The 320-nt window shown below is 40.9% G+C and carries 1 rRNA gene; it reads right to left on the bottom strand.

From position 1 onward, the window contains the following. Nucleotides 1-109: ribosomal RNA gene (locus ACEO2X_RS14320) — 23S ribosomal RNA — on the bottom strand; the annotation flags it as partial. Between the last annotated feature and the right edge of the window lie 211 nt (nucleotides 110-320).

Raw genomic sequence — 320 nt, 5'->3', positions numbered from 1 at the left:
TCCGGATCAAAGGATATTTGCCGCCTCCCCGGAGCTTTTCGCAGGCTATCACGTCTTTCATCGCCTCTGACTGCCAAGGCATCCACCACATGCACTTAATTACTTGACTATACAACCCCAAACAGTCATTAACACTTACAAGTGAGTGTAACAACAGGCTTGCGCCCACAGTTTGTTGCTTTGTGCACTTAAACACTGTACAGCTTCAATCTAAATTCATATACCAAAACGCTTGATTCAGTTAATTTGCTAGTTCTCATTTCAATTCGTAATTAAACCGTAACACCGAAGTATTACTGTCAATCTTGAATTAAATGAGT

Origin of the sequence: Acinetobacter sp. AL9, assembly GCF_041464035.1 — a bacterium.
Classification (GTDB): Bacteria; Pseudomonadota; Gammaproteobacteria; order Pseudomonadales; family Moraxellaceae; genus Acinetobacter; species Acinetobacter towneri.
Note: the sequence above shows the minus strand (reverse complement) of the source record. Positions and strands in the feature narration are given on the sequence as shown.